The organism is Microbacterium sp. NPDC079356 (assembly GCF_049545465.1).
GTDB lineage: Bacteria > Actinomycetota > Actinomycetes > Actinomycetales > Microbacteriaceae > Microbacterium > Microbacterium gawkjiense.
The window spans coordinates 14,018-30,347 of sequence record NZ_JBMWDN010000007.1 but is presented as its reverse complement, the minus strand read 5'-3'; the positions used below and the strand labels follow the sequence as shown (position 1 = coordinate 30,347).

Here is a 16,330-nt window from a genome sequence, read left to right as displayed (position 1 = left end):
GTCTCAGCCGATCAGGCTCGGCTGCAGGTCGGGCATCGTCCGCCGGAACGTCATGCGCGTGACCCCGGCGACGGCGAGCAGCAGGGCGCCGACGAGCCACGTCGCGAGCACCGCGGCATCCGCCCAGGCGCGGCCGGCGACACCGCCGTACATGACCTGCCGCATCGCGTCGACGACGTACCCCATCGGCAGCACGTGGTGCAGGGCCGCCAGCGGCGCCGGCAGCGTCTGCCACGGGAACGTGCCGCCGGCGGTCACGAGCTGCAGCACCATCAACACGAGGCCCAGGAACTGCCCGACCGACCCCAGCCACACGTTGAGCGCGAGGATGATGGCGGCGAAGGTGGCCGACGCGAGCAGCAGGATGCCGAGGGTCGGCAGCGGATGCGTGAACGAGAAGCCGAGCGCGATCGACAGCACGCCGAACAGCGTCACCATCTGCACCGCGCCGAGGGCGGCCGGCGTCAGCCAACCTGCGATCGCGACGCGGACGGGGGAGCGGAGCGCGGTGACCGCGCGACGGGACACGGGCTTCACGATGAGGAACAGCGCGTAGATGCCGATCCACCCGGCGAGGGCGGCGAAGAACGGCGCGAGTCCGGCGCCGTAGTTCTGGGCCTGGGTGAGCGAGTCCTCGGCGACACCCACCGGGTCGGCGAGGGTCGCCGCCTGCGCGGCGCGGGTCTTCGCGCTGTCGTCGGGCAGCTGCTCGGCGCCCGCCTGCAGGGCGTCGCGGAGCGTGCCCGCACCGTCCTCGAGCCGGTGGATGCCGGTGGCCAGCGAGTGCGCGCCGGTGTCGAGTTCGTGGGCCCCGGCATCCGCCGTCGCGATGCCGTCGGCGAGGGTGTGCGCCCCCGTCGCCGCCGTCGCCGCCCCCTTTGCGAGCGTGGAGCTGCCGGCGGCCACCTGGGACGCGCCGTCGTCGAGCGCGTCGATCTGCGAGACGGCCTGCTGCACCCGGGTGTCGAGGTCGTCGACGCGGGTGCCGATGGGGTCGAGGACGTCCAGCACCTTCGCGATCTGCGCGTCGTCGAGTCCCTGGTCGGTCAGCGCGCTCGTGAGGTCGCTGCGGAGGGTGGGGACGGCGGAACTCACCCGGTCGGCGGCCGATCCGACGCGGTCGGCGACGCTGCGGAGTTTCGCGGTGCCGCCCGAGACCTGCGCGGCCCCGGAGGAGAGCGAGCGCAGGCCGTCGGCGAGCGTGTCGACACCCGACGCGAGTTTCGTCGCCCCGCCCTCGAGCTTCGTCGTGCCCGCGGCCAGGGCGCCCGCGCCGTCGGCGAGGGTGTCGGCACCGTCGCCGGCCGTCGTGAGGCCGTCGGTCAGGGTGCCGGCGCCGTCGGCGGCGTCGAGGAGCTTCACGCGCACGGTGTTCAGCGCGTCGAGCATCGTCAGGCCGGCTTCGCGGACGACCTTCTCGCTCACGGTGGTGCGGATGCGTTCGACCGCCTGCGTGCCGATCGTCGAGGCGAGGTAGTTGTTGGCGTCGTTCGTCGTCAGGTCGATCTCGGCCTGACGCGGGTCCGCCGACGAGATCGAGGCGACGGCTGCGGTGAAGTCGGCGGGCAGGGTGACGGCGAAGTCGAACGCGCCGTCATCGAGGCCGCGGCGGGCACCGGCGGCATCCACTTCGTGCCAGTCGAAGCTGCCGTCCTCGAGCAGCGAGTCCGCGACCTCTTCGCCGAGGTTTCGGGCGCTGCCGTTGAGCGTCGCGCCCTCGTCGCTGACGACCAGGGCGACCGGCACCTGCGACAGGTTGCCGTACGGGTCCTGGTTCGCCCACAGGTACAGCCCGCCGTAGAGGACGGGCACGAGGATCAGGGCGATGAGGGCGATCACCCGCATGCGGGTGGAGGTGAGCCGCCGCAGCTCGGCGGCGAACAGGGCGGGGATCTTCACGGACGGATGCCTCCGGTCGAAGGGCGAGCGGTGACGGATGCCGGTCGGCGGCGCGCGCGGCGCAGCGCGGCGCCGGCGCGGATCCGCGGCCGACCGACGTGCGCGGGCGTCGCGGGCACGCTCGGGGTGAGCGCGCTCGCCGCGGCCGTCCCGGCGATGACGAGCACGGCGAAGCCGCGGGCGGCGAACTCCTCGGCGATCCGCTGCCAGTGCACGGGATCGCCGCCGTGGCGGTCGGGCGAGACGAGGACGAGAGCCTCGATGCCGCGGCGGAGCGCCGCGAGTTCGAGCAGCATGCGGATGCGGTCGTCCGCCGGGACCTGGCCGAACGGTGTGCGGGTGAGGTGGCGCCAGCCGTGGTCGTCGAGCCAGTGCCGGGCCGACAGGGGGTCGGCGCGACGCCCCGCGAACATGAGCTCCTCCTCGACGACACCGACGACGGCGACGTCGGGGGCCGGGTCGTTGACCTCGGGGGCGTCGACGAGCGCGGCGACGCGGCGGAGCCGACGGGCGCCGCGGTGTCCGCCGAGGGTCACCGTGCCGGCATCCGGACGCATCCGTCCCGTCGCGATGAGACCGAGCACCGAGGGGCGCTGCTCCGTCTCGGCGGTGGCGAGGGTGACACGTCCCGTCTCGAGGATGAGCGAGGTGGGGGGAAGGATGCCGCCGTCCTTGCCCTTCGCGACGGCGTCGAGGGCGATCCTCATGCGCGAGCCTCCGCGAGCACGGCGCCCGCCTCGCGCCACCCGAGCCCCGCGACACCGAGGATCGCGCGGACGGCCACACCGGCGGCATCCGGCCGATTCGAATCCAGCCGCGTGATGACGGTGCGTGCCGCCTCTTCGACGAGGCGCGCGACCGTCGTGACGTGCAGGTCGCCGCGGAGGGTGCCCTCGCAGCGGCCGCGGTCGACGATCTCGAGCACGCGGCGGCGGACCGGCGTGAGGATGGCGGCGGTCTCGCCGACGTGGGAGTCGTCGAGGGCGACGGCGGCGGCGAACTGCACGTGCGCGGCGCCTTCCCAGAGGGCGAGGGCCAGCCGGGCGAGGGCGAGCGGCGCGGGGCCGTCGTCGTCGACCGTGTCGGCGATGGCGTTGAAGCGCTCGGCGCCGGCGTGGATCATCTCGCGGATGAGCGCGTCGCGGTCGTCGAAGTGGCTGTAGAGGGCGCGGCGGCTGAGGCCCGCGGCACGCGCGATCGTGTCGACGGAGGCGTTCGGGTCGGCCGCCAGGGTTTGCGCCGCAGCCGTGAGGAGGCCGGCGCGGTTGGCGACGGCGTCACGGCGGATGCGGCGGGGAGTAGGGGAGTCGGTCACGGAGCCAGTGTAATTATCCTGCACACATGTGTGCAAGATAATTCAGCGAACCCACAGCGGCACGCTCTTCAGCTACTACCTGGACATGGCTCGTCCGCGACCCGGGCGAGATCCACACCCGGGTCGCATACCGCCCGCCGCGGGGCTAGGCTCAGTCGGCGCCGAAGTCGAACGAGGCGGACTCGCCGGCTTCGTCGAAGGCCTCGGCGAGACCCTCGCGCTGCTCGTCGAAGGGCTGCGCGTGACCCGTGATCGCCGCCGCGCCGCCGCGCTCGAGGTCGCCCACGAGCTCGCCAGTCGCACCGCCGATGAGGCCGAGCGAGACGAAGTGCTCGAGGCGGGCACGCGAGTCGGCGATGTCGAGGTTGCGCATCGTCAGCTGCCCGATGCGGTCGGTCGGGCCGAACGCGGCGTCGCCGACGCGCTCCATCGAGAGCTTCTCGGGCGAGTACGACAGGTTGCGGCTCTCGGTGTTCAGGATCGTGTAGTCCTCGCCGCGGCGCAGACGCAGGGTCACGGTGCCGCTGATCGCGGACCCCACCCAGCGCTGAATCGACTCGCGCAGCATGAACGACTGCGGCTCGAGCCAGCGGCCCTCGTACATGAGCCGACCGAGACGCCGGCCCTGCTCGTGGTACGTGGCGAGGGTGTCCTCGTTGAGGATGCCGTTGACCAGGCGCTCGTACGCGATGAACAGCAGCGCCATGCCCGGGGCTTCGTAGACGCCGCGGGACTTCGCCTCGATGATGCGGTTCTCGATCTGGTCGCTCATCCCGAGGCCGTGGCGCCCGCCGATCGCGTTCGCCTCCATGACCAGGGCCACGGCATCCGCGTACTCGACACCGTTGATCGCGACGGGGCGACCCGCCTCGAACGTGATCGACACGTCCTCGGCCGCGATCTCGACCTCGGGGTCCCAGAAGCGGACGCCCATGATGGGCTCGACGATCTCGAGCGACACGTCGAGGTGCTCGAGCGTCTTCGCCTCGTGCGTCGCGCCCCAGATGTTCGCGTCGGTGGAGTAGGCCTTCTCGACCGAGTCGCGGTAGGGGAAGCCATGCGCGACGAGCCACTCGCTCATCTCGGTGCGGCCGCCGAGTTCGGTGACGAAGTCGGCATCCAGCCACGGCTTGTAGATGCGCAGGGCCGGGTTCGCCAGCAGGCCGTAGCGGTAGAACCGCTCGATGTCGTTGCCCTTGTAGGTGGAGCCGTCGCCCCAGATGTCGACGCCGTCCTCCTTCATGGCGCGGACGAGCATCGTGCCCGTCACGGCGCGGCCGATCGGCGTCGTGTTGAAGTAGGTGCGCCCGCCGGAGCGGATGTGGAACGCGCCGCACGAGAGGGCGACGAGGCCCTCTTCGACCATCATCGGCTTGCAGTCGATGAGGCGGGAACCCTCGGCGCCGTACTGCAGGGCACGGCCGGGGATCGAGGCGATGTCGTCCTCGTCGTACTGGCCCAGGTCGCCGGTGTAGGTGAACGGGACGGCGCCCTTGTCACGCATCCAGGCGACCGCGACCGAGGTGTCGAGACCCCCCGAGAAGGCGATGCCGACGCGCTCGCCGACGGGCAGGGACTGGAGGACCTTCGACATGGCCTCCATCCTATCGAGCGGGCGGTCCGGCCCCCGGCGCGGTTACGCGCGGGCGGTTGCGGCGGAGACCCGGGGCGACACCCGGGGAGCGGATGCCGGGGACCGGTGTGTCGGCGAGAATCTCCGCTCGGCGGGTCGGTGCGCCGGGATGTGAATGCTCACATCGCCGGGACCGGGCCGCCTGGCGCCTGCGCAGGTATACCCCTGCCCGCCCGCCGCGTTACCGGAATGTTATCGCTCACAATCTAGCGCTGCGAGAAATGTGAAGGCTAACATTCGAGCATCCGAAGGCCAGGGCGGCCCGGAACACCGGCGGTGAGCCGGACCCGAACAAGGAGGTTTTGGGATGAAGAAGAGCGTTTTCGCGGCTGCAGCCATGCTGGGGGCATTCGCGCTGGTCGCAACAGGCTGCGCCGGCGGCGCGGCTCCCGGAGCCGGGGGCAACGGGGGCGGCGGCGGTGACGACGTCATCAAGGTCGGCTTCGCGCAGACCGGGTCGGAGTCGGGGTGGCGTGCCGCCAACACCGAGTCGATGAAGAAGGCCTTCTCGGCAGAGAACGGCTTCGAGCTGATCTTCAACGCGGCCGACAACAAGCAGGAGGCGCAGATCTCCGCCGTCCGCAACTTCATCAACCAGGGTGTCGACGCCATCGTCATCGCCCCCATCACGGTCGACGGCTGGGACGACGTCCTGAAGGAAGCCAAGGATGCCGGGATCCCCGTCATCCTCGAAGACCGCACCGTCTCGGCCAGCGAGGACCTCTACGCCTCGTGGGTCGGCCTCGACTTCGAGCAGGAGGGTCGCACCGCCGGCGAGTGGGTCAAGGAGAACTTCGACGGCAAGGGCGCGAACCTCGTCGTCCTGGAGGGCACGACCGGTTCGTCGGCCGCGCTCGACCGGGCGACGGGCTTCAACGAGGCGATCGAAGGCACCGACATCAACGTGCTCGACTCGCAGACCGGCGACTTCACCCGTGACGGCGGCAAGAAGGTCATGGAGGGCTACCTCCAGAAGTACGGCAAAGAGATCAACGTCCTCTTCGCGCACAACGACGACATGGGCCTGGGTGCCCTCGACGCCATCAAGGCCGCCGGTCTGACCCCCGGCAAGGACATCCAGATCGTCACCATCGACGCGGTGAAGGACGGCATGACCGCCCTCGCGAACGGCGAGTTCAACTTCATCGTCGAGTGCAACCCGCTCCTCGGTGACAAGGCCGCCGAGCTCGTCAAGGCCGTCGTCGCCGGCGACGAGGTCGAGAAGCGCACGATCGTCGAGGACCAGTCGTTCACTCAGGAGCAGGCCGCCGAGGTCCTCGACTCCCGCCCCTACTGATCGACGGAACCCCCACGGTCCGTACGGATCACCGAACCACCGCCGGGGACCGGATTCCGGTCCCCGGCGGTCACCACGGAAAGGTGCGCGTCATGGTCGATGTCGCAGCCACGCCGGAGTCCCCGGCCACCATCCCCGCGCATGGCGAGGTCGTGCGGATGCGGGACGTCACGATCCGGTTCCCGGGCGTGCTCGCCCTGGACCGGGTCGACCTGACGCTGCGCGCCGGCGAGGTCCACACCCTCATGGGTGAGAACGGCGCCGGCAAGTCGACGCTCATCAAGGCGCTCACCGGCGTGTACGCCATCGACGGCGGGACGATCGAGGTGGCCGGCGAGCAGCGGGTCTTCCGCTCGACGGCCGACGCCGAGGCATCCGGGATCTCCACGGTGTACCAGGAGGTCAACCTCTGCACCAACCTTTCGGTCGGCGAGAACGTCATGCTCGGCCGCGAGGTGCGCCGGGCGGGCTTCATCGACTGGCGGGCCACCCACCGCGAGGCGACGCGGTACCTCGCCGCCCTCGGCCTCGACATCGACCCGCGCTCGGCGCTCGCGTCGCACTCCATCGCGGTGCAGCAGCTCGTCGCGATCAGCCGGGCGACGGTCGCCGATGCCCGGGTGCTCGTCCTCGACGAGCCCACCTCGAGCCTCGACCGCAGCGAGGTCGAGCAGTTGTTCGCCGTCGTCCGCGGTCTCCGCGACCGCGGCGTCGCCATCCTCTTCGTCACGCACTTCCTCGACCAGGTCTACGAGATCTCCGACCGGCTCACGGTGCTGCGCAACGGCCAGCTCGTGGGCGAGTACCTGCCCGCCGAGCTTCCCCGCGGCGAACTCATCGCCAAGATGATCGGCCGGCAGCTCGACGAGCTCGAGGCCCTCTCGCGCTCGGCCGAGCGCGAGATCGACCGCACCGCGACGCCCGTCCTGCGTGTCGCGGGCCTCGGCCGCAAGAACGTCATCGAACCCGTCGACATGGAGGTCTACGAGGGCGAGGTCGTCGGCATCGCGGGTCTGCTCGGCTCGGGACGCAGCGAACTCGTCCGCCTCGTCTACGGCGCCGACCGCGCCGACGCGGGCACCCACGAAGTGCGGGGGGATGCCGCACGCATCACCAACCCGCGGAACGCGATCGACAAGCGCATCGCGTTCTCGAGCGAGGACCGTCGCGCCGAGGGCATCATCGCCGACCTGACCGTCGCCGAGAACATCGTCCTCGGCATCCAGGCCAAGCGCGGCGCGATGCGCCCGATCGGCCGCGCCGAGCGCGACGCGATCGTGTCGGAGTACATCTCGGCGCTCGGGGTCCGCCCCGCCGACCCGAACGCGCTCGTGCGCAACCTCTCGGGCGGAAACCAGCAGAAGGTGCTGCTCGCGCGCTGGCTCGCCACCGCGCCGCAGCTCATCATCCTCGACGAGCCGACCCGCGGCATCGACGTCGGCGCGAAGGCCGACATCCAGCGCAAGGTCGCCGAGCTCTCGGCGGAGGGCCTCTCGGTCGTCTTCATCTCCTCGGAACTCGAGGAGGTCGTCCGCATCGCGCAGCGCATCGTGGTGCTGCGCGACCGTTCTAAGATCGGCGAACTGGACGCCACCGACGTGACCGTCGACGACCTGGTCGCCCTGATCGCGCAAGAGTCCGGCGGGACGACGACGTCCCGCCTCAACCCGGAGACAGCGGCATGAACCCGACACTCAAGCGCTTCCTGGCGCACCGCCTCGTCTGGCCGATCGCGGCACTGCTCGTGCTCGTGATCATCAACACGATCGCGCGGCCCTCATTCATCTCCATCACGGTGCAGAACGGTCAGCTCTACGGGCCGCTCATCGACATCCTGCGCAACAGCGCACCGCTCATGCTCGTCGCGCTCGGCATGACGCTCGTCATCGCGACGCGCGGCATCGACCTCTCGGTCGGCGCGATCATGGCGGTCTCGGGCGCGGTGGCCCTCACCTTCATCTCGTCGTCGCCGGCACCCGAGGACCTCTCGACGGTGCTCATCGCGATCGCGCTCGCCGTCGGTGTCGCCCTCGTGCTGGGTGTCTGGAACGGCTTCCTCGTCGCCGTCGTCGGGGTGCAGCCGATCATCGCGACCCTCGTGCTCATGCTCGCCGGCCGCGGTGTCGCCCTCCTCATCACGGGCGGCTTCATCACGACGATCACGAGCGCGCCGTACCGCTTCATGGCGCAGGGGTACCTCGTCGGTCTGCCGTTCGCGTTCTACGTCTCGGTCGTCGCGATCGTCATCGTCGCCGTCCTGCAGCGGCGCACCGCGCTCGGCGTCCTCACCGAGGCCGTCGGCATCAACCCCGAGGCCAGCCGCCTCGCCGGTGTCCGCTCGCGCGGCATCGTCTGGGGCGCGTACGCGGCGAGCGGGCTGCTCGCCGGGTTCGCCGGCATCCTCTACTCGTCCAACATCATGGCGGCCGACGCCAACGCCGCGGGCCTCTACATCGAGCTCGACGCGATCCTCGCGGTGGTCCTCGGCGGCACGAGCCTCATGGGCGGCAAGTTCACGATCGCCGGCACCGTCGTCGGCGTCTTCACGATCCAGACCCTCAAGTCGACGATCACCTTCCTCGGGGTGCCGCCGGCGGTCAGCCCGCTGTTCCTCGCCATCGTGGTCGTGATCGTCGTCCTCGTGCAGTCCCCGCGCACACGGTCCCTCTTCGCCAAGGGAGCCGATGCCGTCCGGGGCGGCACCCGTCGCACCGCGGAGGTGGCCTCGTGAGCGCGATCACCGCAGACCTCGGACGCACCGGCGGCTTCGCCGACACGGTCCAGCGCTTCCGCAGCCGGCACGCCTCGTGGGTGCCCGTCTTCGCCGCCGTCGTCATCCTCGTCGCAATGCTCATCGGGGCGCAGGCCTACTTCGGCAACTTCGTCACCCCGCGCGTGCTGTCGGCGCTGCTGCTCGACAACGCGTACCTGCTGATCCTCGCCGTCGGCATGACCTTCGTCATCCTCACCGGCGGCATCGACCTCTCCGTCGGCGCCGTGATGGCCTTCGCCGGGATGCTGGGTGCCAGCATGCTGAGCCAGGGGATGCCGGTGGCCCTCGTCATCCCGGTCATGCTGGTCCTCGGCGCCCTCATGGGTCTGTTCGTCGGCGTGCTCGTGCAGTACTTCGGGGTGCAGCCGTTCATCGCCTCGCTCGCGGCCATGTTCGCGGCGCGCGGCCTCGCGTTCATGGTGAGCCTGTCGTCGATCCGCGTCGAGGAGCCCGCCATCCTGTGGCTGCAGTCGACCCGCATGCAGGGCGGGCCGGGCAGCTTCTACCTGACCCCGACCGGCATCCTGGCGCTGCTGGTCGTGCTCGCCGGCATCCTGATCCTGCAGTTCACCCGCTTCGGACGCACGATCTACGCGATCGGCGGCAACGAGCAGTCCGCGCGCCTCATGGGTCTGCCGGTCGTGCGGACGAAGCTGCTCGCGTACGTCATCAGCGGGGTGTGCGCGGGACTCGCGGGCGTCGTCTTCACGGCGTACACCGGGGCCTCCTACCCGTTGAACGGCATCGGTACCGAGCTCGACACCATCGCCGCGGTGGTGATCGGCGGCACGCTGCTCACGGGCGGCAGCGGGTTCGTGCTCGGATCGATGATCGGCGTGTTCGTCTACGGCACCATCAAGACGGTCATCTCCTTCCTCGGAGTCGACCAGTCGTGGACCCGCATCACGATCGGAGCACTGCTGCTCGTCTTCGTCGTCGTGCAGCGCCTGCTCGTGGCGCGGGCCGCGCGAACGTCGCGGTGACGCTCGGGGGGAGCTCACCGCGGGCATGATGGTCCGTATGGATGCGCGCGAAGCAGCGGTCGCGCCGGTCGTCGAGGTGACCGGCGCGACCGTTCGCTTCGGCTCCGAGACGGTGCTCGACGCCGTCGACTTCCGTCTGCTGCCCGGCGAGGTCCACTCGCTGATGGGCGAGAACGGCGCCGGCAAGTCGACGCTCATCAAGGCGATCACGGGTGCCCTGCGACCGGATGCCGGGACGATCCGCGTCGGCGGTGAGCCGGTGCACTTCGCCTCGCCCGCCGATGCGCTCGCCGCGGGCATCAGCGCCGTCTACCAGGAGATCGATCTGCTGCCGAACCTCTCGGTCGGCGAGAACGTGCTGCTGGGACGCGAGAGCAGGCGGTTCGGGGCGATCGACTGGCGCGAGACGCACCGCCGCGCGGGCGAGATCCTCGAGGGGCTGGGGCTCGACATCGACCCCCGCACGCGACTGTCGCGGCATTCCCTGGCGATCCAGCAGCTCGTCGCGATCGCGCGGGCCATCTCGGTCGACGCCCGTGTCGTGGTGCTCGACGAGCCGACCTCGAGCCTCGACCTCGACGAGGTCGCCGAGCTCTTCCGCGTCATCCGCGAACTGACCTCCCGCGGTGTCGCGGTGCTGTTCGTCTCGCACTTCCTCGACCAGGTCTACGAGATCTGCGACCGCATCACGGTGCTGCGCGGCGGCCGCCGCATCGGCGAGTACGTGCCGACCGAGCTGCTGCGCATCGACCTCGTCGAGAAGATGCTCGGACGCGGGGCCGACGAGCTCGACGTCCACCAGCGGGAGGATGCCGCGGCATCCTCTCCCGTCGCCCTCGCCGGACGCGGCCTCGTCTCGGGGACGGGGCTGACCTCGGCCACCCTGGCGATCGGCGAGGGCGAGGTCGTGGGCCTCGCGGGGCTGCTCGGTTCGGGACGGTCCGAACTGGCGCGCGCGCTGACCGGGGTGGATCGACCGGATGCCGGTGAGATCGAGGTCCGCGGTGCGCCCGCCGTGCTCGCGACGCCGCGACGGGCGATCGGGCAGGGGATCGTCTACTCGTCCGAGAACCGGCGCACCGAGGGGATCATCGGCGAGCTCAGCGTGCAGGACAACATCACCCTCGCGCTGCAGGCCGATCGCGGCATCCTGCACCGGCTCACCCGCGCCCGCCGGCGCGAGCTCGCAGTGAGCTGGATCGAGGCGCTCGACATCCGTCCCGCCGATCCGGACCGGCCGGCGGGGACCCTGTCCGGCGGCAACCAGCAGAAGGTACTGCTCGCGCGGCTGCTCGCGCTGTCACCCCGGGTGCTCGTGCTCGACGAGCCGACCCGCGGCATCGACGTCGGCGCGAAGGTCGAGATCCAGCGGCTCGTCGCCGACCTCGCCGACAACGGCCTGTCGGTGTTGTTCATCTCGGCCGAGCTCGAAGAGGTGCTGCGGGTCTCGAACCGCATCGCGATCATGCGGGGCGGACGGCTCGTCGACACGATCCCCGCCGATTCGCTCACGGTCGATTCGCTGCTGGCGCTCGTCGCGCGTCCCGAGGACGAGTCGTGAGCGACGAGCGCGGCGCGAAGTCCGCGAACATCTTCGACGTCGCGCGCCTCGCGGGGGTCTCGCACCAGACCGTGTCGCGGGTGCTCAACGATCTGCCCAACGTCCGACCCGCCACCCGAGCCCGCGTCGAGCAGGCGATGGCGCAGCTGCGCTACAGCCCGTCGCCGGCCGCCCGTGCCCTCGTTACGAAGCGCACCCGCACGATCGGTCTGATCACGCCGGGGACGGCGGACTTCGGGCCCACCTCGATCGCGATGCACTTCAACGTCGCGGCGCGTGTGGAGCGGTACTCCGTCGACTCGGTGACCGCGCCCGACACGGATGCCGCCAGCATCCGCTCGGTCGTCGAAGGGCTCCTCCGGCAGCGCGTCGACGCGATCGTCCTCGTCGTGACCGACCTCGGCGTCCTCGAGGTCGTGCGCGGGCTCGACCTCGGTGTGCCGATGGTCGCCGCCGCCGCGACGCAGCGCCGGCATCCGCAGCTCGTGTCGATCGATCAGTACCGCGGCGCGCGGTCGGCCGTGCGTCACCTCGCCGAGCTGGGGCACCGCCGCATCCTCCACATCGCGGGTCCGGTGCGGAATCCGGATGCCGTCGAGCGCATCCGCGGCTGGCGCGACGAGCTCGCGGCCCGCCAGCTGGCGGTGGTGGAGCCGCGCCACGGCGACTGGACCGCGGCGAGCGGGGCCGAGATCGGACGGTCGCTCGACCTCTCCCCGGGTGACGCGGTCTTCGCGGGCAACGACCACATGGCGATCGGTCTGCTCTCGGCGCTGCGCGCCCGCGGGCTGCGCGTCCCCGAGGACGTCGCCGTCGTGGGGTTCGACGACGTGCCCGAGGCCGCCTACCTGTCGCCGCCGCTCACGACCGTGCGGCAGGACTTCCGTGCCCTCGGCGAGCTCATGATGCAGAAGGTGCTCCTCGCCGTCGAGGAGCCCGACGGACTCACCGAGGACACCCCGCTCCCGACCCACCTGATCGTGCGCGAGTCCTCGCGCGCCGCGGAATGATCCCGGAGGTCCACGGATGAGCGTCGAGGAACTGATGGCGATCGTCCGCGAAGAGTCCCTCGATGCGCCCGTCCTGTACGGCGTGGGCGACGTCCACATGAACGCGGTGCTGCTCACGCGCACGGATGCGCAGTGGCAGGCGTGGGTGTCGGACGAGCGCGGCGGTGTCATGGGACGCACGCTGCAGACCTTCGACACGGAATCCGCAGCGCTCGAGTACGTCCTGTTCAAGCTGCGGCAGGTGACTCCGCTGCGCCGCACGCTCGCCGGCTGGCGCAGCTGACGCGCGCGACCGCCCTCGGAATGATCCGGGGTTCAGACCGTGAGGGCGGAACGCGCCCCGCGGGTGCGCAGGCGCCCGACGGCGACGACGATCGTGCCGACGACGACGAAGGTGACGGCGATCCCGGCGACGTACGCCCAGACACCGCCCCACCCGGCGACCCCGTTCGGGTTCAGGAATGGGTACGGGTACCAGAACGCGACGCCGCGCACCGGGTCGGTCACGAACGGTCCGCGGATCAGGGTGTAGACGATCCAGAGGATCGGGACGGCGAGGATGACGAGGACCGACCGCCACCGCAAAGCGCGGTGGGTGGGCGCGACGAGCAGGTCGATCACGAGGAACAGCGGCGCGACGACGTGGAGGATCTCGTTGGCCCAGGCGACGTGGTCGTCGGCCGTGGGCAGCCCACGCAGCAGCAGGTTGTAGACCACGCCGGTGATCGTGAGGTAGGTCGTGGCTGCGGCCAGGGCGACGGCGATCCCCCGGGGTTCGCGGTCTTCGTGCGGCGGTCGCATGAAGAACCAGATGACCGCCGCCAGCAGGGCGATGGCCCCGACGAGGTTCGACAGGATCGTGAAGAAGCTGAAGAAGTTCGCGATCGTGGTCGTCACGTCGCGGTCGTTTGCGATCGCCAAGCGGACCGTGGTGACGAACTGACCGACGAGGGCGGTCATGATCACGGCGGCCGCGAGGAGCCGGATGGCCGACCACACCGTCGGCCACGTTCGGGTACGCATGACCGAACCCTAGCGCGCGGCCCGGCGATGCGGGCCGCGCGCAACGGGAGAGGTCAGCCCTTGACGACGGGGACGACGAGGCCGCCCCAGGTCTCGTTCTCGAAGTCCGCGGTCTCCTGCGAGGTCAGCAGCTCGTAGAGCTTCTGCACGCGCGCGTCGTCCTCCAGCTCCGGCCGGGTCGCGAGGACGTTGTAGTACGGGCTGTCCTCGCCCTCGAGCAGGATCGCCTTGTCGCTTGTGAGGCCGGCGGGCAGGGCGAACGAGATGGTGACGAAGGCGGCATCCACATCGGGCAGCGCCTGCGGCAGCGTCGCGTTCTCGATCTCGCGGAACTCGAAGTCCTTGGGGTTGGCGGTGATGCCGCTCAGATCGACGACGTCGTCGGTGACCTCGATGAGGCCCTCGGATGCCAGCAACTGCAGCGCGCGTCCCTCGTTGGTGGGGTCGTTCGGGATCGCGATGCTCGCGCCGTCGGCGAGCTCGTCGAGGCTCGACACCTTGTCGGAGTAGAACGCCGCGCTCGGCAGGTAGGCCTCGCCGACGCTCACGAGCTCGCCGCCGGCCTGCTCGTTGAAGGTCTCGAGGAAGGTCGCGTTCTGGAACAGGTTCGCGTCGATCGACCCGTCGGCCAGCGCGGTGTTGGGCGTGTTGTAGTCGGTGAAGGGCACGAACTCGATGGTGAGTCCCGCCTCCTTCGCACTCGTCTCGGCGATGTGGTTGAGGATGTCACCGGCCGGCGTCTGCAGCGCGCCGACCTTGAGCGTGCCGAGGCCGTCGCCGTCGCCCTCACCACCGGCGGAGGGCGTCGAGGCGCAGCCGCTGAGCAGGAGCGCGGTGGCGGCGGCGGTGGCCAGGAGGGCGGAACGGAGGGTGCGGGACATCGTGATGCCTTTCGTCGGTGGTGCGGGGGACCGGCGTCGGGACGGCCGGAGGAGGGAGGGGCGGATTAGACGGTGGATGCCGCGGCGACGCGCGCGCTGCGGCGGGTGCTGCGTCGGCCGAGGCGCCGGGCGCCCCAGGCGGCGAGGCTCTGCAGCACCATCACGATCGCGAAGATGATGACGATGACCGCGACGATGTGGATCCAGCTGTACTGCTGGTAGCCGTAGCGGATCGCGACGTCGCCGAGTCCGCCGCCGGCGACCGTGCCGACCATCGCCGAGAAGTTGATGATCGAGGTGACCGTGGTCGACAGGCCGAGGAGCGCGGCGGGGGCGGCCTCGGGCAGCAGCACCTTGGTCACCAGCTGCCACCGGCTCGCGCCCAGGGACGAGGCGACCTCGAGCAGACCGGGATCGACCTCCTTGACCGCGATCTCGACCATCCGGGCGAAGAACGGGATCGCGACGGCCGACAGCGGGACGATGGCCGCGGTCGATCCGATGAAGGTGCCCACGAGGGCGCGCGTGACGGGGATGAGGGCGACCATCAGGATGATGAACGGCACCGACCGGCCGAAGTTGACGATGAAGTCGAGCGCCCGGTTGATGGCGACACCCGCGGCGCGCGACCCGAACGGACGCTCGAGGAACCGGCCGGCCTCGGTGCCGACGAGCACGATGCCGAGCGGCAGCCCGACGACGATCGTGACGAGCAGGGCCACGCCGACCATGTAGAGCGTCTCGCCGGTGGCCTTCAGCAGGACGTCGATCAGCTGCTGGTTCATGCGGCCACCCCCTGGAGGACCTCGATGAGCAGGCCCTGCGCGCGGAGGTCCGCGATGACGGCCGCGGCGACGTGGCCGGGCACCTCGAGGCGGGTGCGGCCGGCCTGGGTTCCGGCGATGCGCTCGACGACGGCGCCGAGGATCGATACGTCGGCGTCGTGGTCGCGTGCGAGCCGTGCGATGACGGGCCGGTCGGCGGTGCCGCCCGCGAAGGTGATGTCGATGACGGTCGCGTCGGCGGGTACGCCGACGGGCACAGGGCCGAGCGGGAACAGCTGCGAGGTGAGGCGGGAGCCGGGCGTGCGGATGACGTCGACGAGACGCCCTTGCTCGACGACGCGGCCCTGCTCGAGGAGTGCGGCCGAGTGGCAGGTGGACTTCACGACGTCCATCTCGTGTGTGATGAGGAGGACCGTGAGTCCGAGCTCCTCGTTGATGCGGCGGTACAGCTCGAGGATCGAGTCCGTCGTCTCGGGGTCGAGGGCGCTGGTCGCCTCGTCCGAGAGCAGCACGCTCGGCCGCGAGGCGAGGGCGCGGGCGATGCCGACGCGCTGCTGCTGACCGCCCGACAGCTCGTGGATCGACGCGTCGCCGCGGTGGCCGAGGCCGACGAGGTCGAGCATCTCCTGCGCGCGGTCGCGACGGGCGGCGCGGGAGCCGCCGTCGAGCTCGAGGGCGAGCTCGACGTTGCCGCGCACGGTGCGGCTGCTGAGCAGGTTGAACCGCTGGAAGACCATGCCGATCCGGCGGCGGGCCGCACGCAGCTCCGTCTCGCCCAGTGCCGTGAGCTCGACGTCGTCCACGGTCACGGTGCCGTGGTCGGGCCGTTCGAGGAGGTTGACGATGCGGGCGAGGGTGCTCTTGCCGGCGCCGCTCTGACCGACGATGCCGAACACCTCGCCGGTGGGGATGGTCAGCGAGACGTCATCTACGGCGGGGACACCGCCGTAGTGCTTCGAGACCCGATCGAGCGCGATCAACGGCCGTCCTCTCGGATGGTGGGGGTGGGGGAACGATGGCGCGGTTTCCGCGCGCAGTCCCCTCGATGCAACCCAACCCGTGCCGACGACGACAAATCGTGTGACGTCGCGTTGCGGGGCGGATGCCGCGGTTCGGGCCGCGGACCCGGCCCGATAGGATGGGGTGTAACCGTCCGATAACGGGGGAGAG

General features: G+C 70.8%; 15 protein-coding genes. 7 read left to right on the top strand and 8 right to left on the bottom strand.

The genetic code is table 11. The features are described from left to right. Positions 1–3: 3 nt before the first annotated feature. The 4 genes from ACPEH0_RS13450 to argG all read right to left on the bottom strand — a co-directional run bounded on the left by ACPEH0_RS13450 (position 4) and on the right by argG (position 4,808). Positions 4–1,899, bottom strand: coding sequence for a YhgE/Pip domain-containing protein (locus ACPEH0_RS13450; RefSeq protein ID WP_366214438.1), 1,896 nt, complete (start codon positions 1,897–1,899; stop codon positions 4–6). After that, positions 1,896–2,606 carry a hypothetical protein gene (locus tag ACPEH0_RS13445; RefSeq protein WP_366214439.1) on the bottom strand — a complete coding sequence of 237 codons (711 nt, stop codon included), beginning with the start codon at positions 2,604–2,606 and terminating at the stop codon, positions 1,896–1,898. The genes ACPEH0_RS13450 and ACPEH0_RS13445 overlap by 4 nt, the downstream gene beginning before the upstream one ends. Next, a complete protein-coding gene (locus tag ACPEH0_RS13440) occupies positions 2,603–3,214 on the bottom strand; it encodes a TetR/AcrR family transcriptional regulator (RefSeq protein ID WP_366214440.1) in 612 nt (203 codons plus the stop codon). The genes ACPEH0_RS13445 and ACPEH0_RS13440 overlap by 4 nt, the downstream gene beginning before the upstream one ends. A 151-nt stretch (positions 3,215–3,365) precedes the next feature. Further along, the gene (gene argG, locus ACPEH0_RS13435; RefSeq protein ID WP_366214441.1) at positions 3,366–4,808 is read right to left on the bottom strand and encodes an argininosuccinate synthase; all 1,443 of its coding nucleotides are present in this window, start codon (positions 4,806–4,808) and stop codon (positions 3,366–3,368) included. Between the two features lie 346 nt (positions 4,809–5,154). Here argG and ACPEH0_RS13430 point away from each other — a divergent pair, with 346 nt between their 5' ends. The 7 genes from ACPEH0_RS13430 to ACPEH0_RS13400 all read left to right on the top strand — a co-directional run bounded on the left by ACPEH0_RS13430 (position 5,155) and on the right by ACPEH0_RS13400 (position 12,754). Next, the gene (locus tag ACPEH0_RS13430; protein ID WP_359919111.1) at positions 5,155–6,144 is read left to right on the top strand and encodes an ABC transporter substrate-binding protein; all 990 of its coding nucleotides are present in this window, start codon (positions 5,155–5,157) and stop codon (positions 6,142–6,144) included. Between the two features lie 92 nt (positions 6,145–6,236). After that, on the top strand, positions 6,237–7,829 hold the full coding sequence (locus ACPEH0_RS13425; RefSeq protein ID WP_366214442.1) for a sugar ABC transporter ATP-binding protein: 1,593 nt from the start codon (positions 6,237–6,239) through the stop codon (positions 7,827–7,829). After that, a complete protein-coding gene (locus ACPEH0_RS13420) occupies positions 7,826–8,875 on the top strand; it encodes an ABC transporter permease (RefSeq protein ID WP_217528973.1) in 1,050 nt (349 codons plus the stop codon). The genes ACPEH0_RS13425 and ACPEH0_RS13420 overlap by 4 nt, the downstream gene beginning before the upstream one ends. Beyond that, positions 8,872–9,900 carry an ABC transporter permease subunit gene (locus ACPEH0_RS13415; RefSeq protein ID WP_366214443.1) on the top strand — a complete coding sequence of 343 codons (1,029 nt, stop codon included), beginning with the start codon at positions 8,872–8,874 and terminating at the stop codon, positions 9,898–9,900. The genes ACPEH0_RS13420 and ACPEH0_RS13415 overlap by 4 nt, the downstream gene beginning before the upstream one ends. 37 nt (positions 9,901–9,937) lie before the next feature. Continuing rightward, entirely contained in the window at positions 9,938–11,461 is a 1,524-nt protein-coding gene (locus tag ACPEH0_RS13410) for a sugar ABC transporter ATP-binding protein (RefSeq protein ID WP_423719484.1), read from the top strand. Beyond that, the gene (locus tag ACPEH0_RS13405; protein WP_217528977.1) at positions 11,458–12,471 is read left to right on the top strand and encodes a LacI family DNA-binding transcriptional regulator; all 1,014 of its coding nucleotides are present in this window, start codon (positions 11,458–11,460) and stop codon (positions 12,469–12,471) included. Before ACPEH0_RS13410 ends, ACPEH0_RS13405 begins: the two co-directional genes overlap by 4 nt. A 16-nt stretch (positions 12,472–12,487) precedes the next feature. Then, complete coding sequence (locus ACPEH0_RS13400; RefSeq protein WP_217528980.1) at positions 12,488–12,754, top strand: hypothetical protein; 267 nt, start codon at positions 12,488–12,490, stop codon at positions 12,752–12,754. Between the two features lie 32 nt (positions 12,755–12,786). Here the strand turns inward: ACPEH0_RS13400 and ACPEH0_RS13395 are convergent, their stop codons facing one another. The 4 genes from ACPEH0_RS13395 to ACPEH0_RS13380 form a co-directional block, all read right to left on the bottom strand. Next, a complete protein-coding gene (locus ACPEH0_RS13395) occupies positions 12,787–13,494 on the bottom strand; it encodes a Pr6Pr family membrane protein (RefSeq protein ID WP_366214445.1) in 708 nt (235 codons plus the stop codon). Between the two features lie 53 nt (positions 13,495–13,547). Continuing rightward, complete coding sequence (locus ACPEH0_RS13390) at positions 13,548–14,375, bottom strand: MetQ/NlpA family ABC transporter substrate-binding protein (protein WP_366214446.1); 828 nt, start codon at positions 14,373–14,375, stop codon at positions 13,548–13,550. 65 nt (positions 14,376–14,440) lie between these two features. Further along, a complete protein-coding gene (locus ACPEH0_RS13385; protein WP_366214447.1) occupies positions 14,441–15,160 on the bottom strand; it encodes a methionine ABC transporter permease in 720 nt (239 codons plus the stop codon). Continuing rightward, positions 15,157–16,140 (bottom strand): methionine ABC transporter ATP-binding protein, encoded by a 984-nt coding sequence (locus ACPEH0_RS13380; protein ID WP_217528986.1) that lies wholly within the window; start codon positions 16,138–16,140, stop codon positions 15,157–15,159. Before ACPEH0_RS13380 ends, ACPEH0_RS13385 begins: the two co-directional genes overlap by 4 nt. Positions 16,141–16,330: the final 190 nt, after the last annotated feature.

Bases quoted from the DNA above. Each gene is read 5' to 3' on its own strand.
- ACPEH0_RS13445 (WP_366214439.1), bottom strand. From the start codon at position 2,606: ATGAGGATCGCCCTCGACGCCGTCGCGAAGGGCAAGGACGGCGGCATC.
- argG (WP_366214441.1), bottom strand. From the start codon at position 4,808: ATGTCGAAGGTCCTCCAGTCCCTGCCCGTCGGCGAGCGCGTCGGCATC.
- ACPEH0_RS13430 (WP_359919111.1), top strand. From the start codon at position 5,155: ATGAAGAAGAGCGTTTTCGCGGCTGCAGCCATGCTGGGGGCATTCGCG.
- ACPEH0_RS13425 (WP_366214442.1), top strand. From the start codon at position 6,237: ATGGTCGATGTCGCAGCCACGCCGGAGTCCCCGGCCACCATCCCCGCG.
- ACPEH0_RS13420 (WP_217528973.1), top strand. From the start codon at position 7,826: ATGAACCCGACACTCAAGCGCTTCCTGGCGCACCGCCTCGTCTGGCCG.
- ACPEH0_RS13410 (WP_423719484.1), top strand. From the start codon at position 9,938: ATGGATGCGCGCGAAGCAGCGGTCGCGCCGGTCGTCGAGGTGACCGGC.
- ACPEH0_RS13400 (WP_217528980.1), top strand. From the start codon at position 12,488: ATGAGCGTCGAGGAACTGATGGCGATCGTCCGCGAAGAGTCCCTCGAT.
- ACPEH0_RS13395 (WP_366214445.1), bottom strand. From the start codon at position 13,494: ATGCGTACCCGAACGTGGCCGACGGTGTGGTCGGCCATCCGGCTCCTC.
- ACPEH0_RS13390 (WP_366214446.1), bottom strand. From the start codon at position 14,375: ATGTCCCGCACCCTCCGTTCCGCCCTCCTGGCCACCGCCGCCGCCACC.
- ACPEH0_RS13385 (WP_366214447.1), bottom strand. From the start codon at position 15,160: ATGAACCAGCAGCTGATCGACGTCCTGCTGAAGGCCACCGGCGAGACG.